At 57.9% G+C, this 3,078-nt stretch carries 3 protein-coding genes; 2 read left to right on the top strand and 1 reads right to left on the bottom strand.

What is annotated here, in order from left to right; all coding sequences use genetic code 11:
• Positions 1 to 341: 341 nt before the first annotated feature.
• On the bottom strand, positions 342 to 926 hold the full coding sequence (locus ACIOVB_RS23415; RefSeq protein WP_007912832.1) for a YajG family lipoprotein: 585 nt from the start codon (positions 924 to 926) through the stop codon (positions 342 to 344).
• A gap of 205 nt (positions 927 to 1,131) precedes the next feature.
• On the opposite strand from ACIOVB_RS23415, the gene ACIOVB_RS23420 reads away from it, so the two are divergent.
• A complete protein-coding gene (locus tag ACIOVB_RS23420; protein WP_187678031.1) occupies positions 1,132 to 1,365 on the top strand; it encodes a hypothetical protein in 234 nt (77 codons plus the stop codon).
• Positions 1,366 to 2,071: 706 nt separating this feature from the next.
• A partial coding sequence (locus tag ACIOVB_RS23425) for a malate:quinone oxidoreductase (protein WP_401271797.1) occupies positions 2,072 to 3,078 on the top strand: 1,007 nt, incomplete at its 3' end.

Below are 3,078 nucleotides of genomic sequence, written 5' to 3' on the forward strand. Positions count from 1 at the left end.
CGGCTATCGAACTCCGGTAGCCATGGAAGCCTTGGCAGCATGAGAAATGACCTTAACCCTATAACCGTGTCCAGTATCGTTTGACCAGATCAACCCTAACCCTCTCCCGGAGGGAGAGGGGACTGACCGAGATGAATATTTAAGTTACGTCGACCTGAAATATCGAGCCGTACTCAAGCCTTGAAGAGCCCCCAATCGGCTCCCTTCCCCCTCGCCCCCCTGGGGGAGAGGGCTGGGGTGAGGGGGATGGATCTTCCAGACAACCCGAATCCAGAACCTGCACACATGAAAAAGCCCGGAGCCATCACTGGCACCGGGCTTTTTTACATCAGCCGAAAGACTTACTCAGCGAGAACCTGCCCAACAGTCGGGTCCTTGAACAGACGCGTCAACGCATCGCTCAACACGTCACTCACCAGTTTGGTGTTGGTTTCCTGATTCGGCGCCATGCCGAAACGCTGGTCCAGCGATGCGCCGTAACGGCCGCTGTAGCGGCGGTTGGCGTTCTGTACGTCGGAGCGGAAGGTTGCGCCGATGGTGGCTTCGGTCACGTACATGCCTTCTTTAGGCGACTGATATTTCAGTTCCGCCAGGGTCACGGTCAACTGGGGAGCATTCGGCGCGTTGTTGGTCGGGGTGAACCCGAGCAGACGCACGGCGGCTTCAGCCTGAGCCTGCAACTTCGGCAGGATCTGCTCGCGTTGCACGGTGATGGCGCTGGTTTCCGGGTAAAGACCACCACGGGTGCCCAGGGTTGGCGACGGACGACCGTCAACCACACGTACTACCACAGGCTGGCCACGGCCGACCGCTGGCAATTGCGTGGTCAGCTTCGGTTCCGGACTCAGTTGTTGCGGGCTGTGGGCGCAGCCGGCCAGAGTCAAACCGGCCACAGTGATCAAACCGAACAACAGGCGTTGCAACATGCTCTTCTCTCCAGAATCAGGCACAAACAGGCCGGCAGTATAGCGGTGGGCCACTGCGGGTCACCAGCATCGCGAGGTGAATACTGAAATGTCTGACAAACCCTGTCGAAAGCGGTTCCTGTCACACATTCTTCACCGCCCATACACCTTGACGTCACGGGTCGCTGGCAATCTTCAAACCAGTCCTCCAACAAGGTACTCGGCCATGCGTTATCTGATCTCGTTGTTCGCCCCACGCCCACTGCACCGCAGCTTCGCCCTGCTCGATCGTAACGGCCATTGTCAGGCGTTCAAGCAGTGCAGCCTGCAACCGATGGGCGATGGCTGGGTGGAAATCGAAGAAATCCGCCTGCAGTGGTTGAACCAGCCGCTGCCCGCCAGCGCCCGGGTCGTACCGCGACAAATGCGCGCACGGGCTCAAGTGCAGTTGACCATCTGACCGGACGGCTAATAAAAGTCATTAAACACAACCAACTCCGCGCATTTCTTCGATACAATCTCCCCCCGATTATAAGGACGTCTCCTGATCGGGCCCCGCAACAGCGTCAATGCGCTTGCATCGACATCAAAAATCGCCCACAGAGAGCCGCCCACACAGATCGAGTGAAGTTGGCGCGCTTGCCTGTTCTTCCGGCAAAACCCCGCTTTTCGCGAATCTGCAGAGCTGTCATGACGCTCGGTCACTGAGCTGTTTTGCCTTCACGGGCACGGTGCCAGGCTTCGACAGCCCTTTTTTGAGGTTCACGTCTTCAAAAGAGCGTGAAAAAAACGGGTTTTCACAACTTCACAAGAGTGTGGCGAGCAAATGAATAGTTTTGCGTCTGAACATGCACCATTAGCGTCTGAAACAGCCCAACGACACAGGACCGGGTACACCTCGAATATCGGAGCCTGAAGCCTGTCCGCTACGGATTTGGTTGCACAAAATGGATGTCTCGACCATAAGTCGAATTGCCAGCCGCGCGCTGAGATGAGTTCATGGAACTCTTGAAGCCTGGCCGCATGCATCCATCGAAGTTGCGAAAAATTGCGAAGATTCGGACATGGCGAACTGACCATCGTTACCTGGGGCACCACTGAACTGCCCCTGAACGCCTGGCAGCCATGCCGACAATTTGGTGCTGCAGATTTTGGAGACGCGTTAAATGGCGCATAACGAAGCAGTCGACGTAGTACTGGTTGGGGCCGGCATCATGAGTGCCACCCTTGCCGTGCTGCTCAAAGAGCTAGATCCGGCGATCAAGCTGGAAGTTGTCGAGCTGATGGATTCCGGTGCTGCGGAGAGTTCCAACCCGTGGAACAACGCCGGTACCGGTCACGCTGGCCTGTGCGAGCTGAACTACACGCCGCAGGCTGCCGATGGCAGCGTCGACATCAAGAAAGCCGTGCACATCAACACCCAGTTCGAAGTGTCCAAGCAGTTCTGGTCGTACCTGACCAAGAAAGGCACCTTCGGCTCGTGCAAGTCCTTCATCAGCCCGGTGCCGCACCTGAGTTTTGTCCAGGGTGACAAAGGCGTTTCGTTCCTCAAGGAACGCTTTGACGTGTTGAGCAAGCACCATGCTTTCTCCGACATGGAATACACCGAAGACAAAGCCAAGATGGCCGAGTGGATGCCGCTGATGATGCCGGGCCGCTCGCCGGACGAAGTGCTCGCTGCCACCCGCGTGATGAACGGCACCGACGTCAACTTCGGCGCCCTGACCAATCAGTTGCTCAAGCACCTGACCAGCGCACCCGACGCCCAGGTCAAATACTGCAAGCGCGTGACTGGCCTCAAGCGTAACGGCAACGGCTGGACCGTCAGCATCAAGGACGTCAACAGCGGCAGCAGCCGTGAAGTCGACGCCAAATTCGTCTTCCTCGGCGCCGGTGGCGCGGCACTGCCGTTGCTGCAAGCCTCTGGAATCGAAGAAAGCAAAGGCTTCGGTGGCTTCCCGATCAGCGGCCAGTGGCTGCGTTGCGACAACCCGGACGTGGTCAAACACCACCAGGCCAAAGTCTACAGCCAGGCCGCCGTGGGTTCGCCGCCGATGTCGGTGCCGCACCTGGACACCCGCGTGGTCGATGGCAAGAAATCCCTGCTGTTCGGGCCATACGCCGGTTTCACCACCAAGTTCCTCAAGCACGGCTCCTTCATGGATCTGCCGAT

The organism is Pseudomonas sp. NPDC087639 (assembly GCF_044743385.1).
GTDB lineage: Bacteria > Pseudomonadota > Gammaproteobacteria > Pseudomonadales > Pseudomonadaceae > Aquipseudomonas.

What these genes read in the sequence shown, in the direction of transcription:
- ACIOVB_RS23415 (WP_007912832.1), bottom strand. Translation starts at nt 926, where the DNA reads ATGTTGCAACGCCTGTTGTTCGGTTTGATCACTGTGGCCGGTTTGACT.
- ACIOVB_RS23420 (WP_187678031.1), top strand. Translation starts at nt 1,132, where the DNA reads ATGCGTTATCTGATCTCGTTGTTCGCCCCACGCCCACTGCACCGCAGC.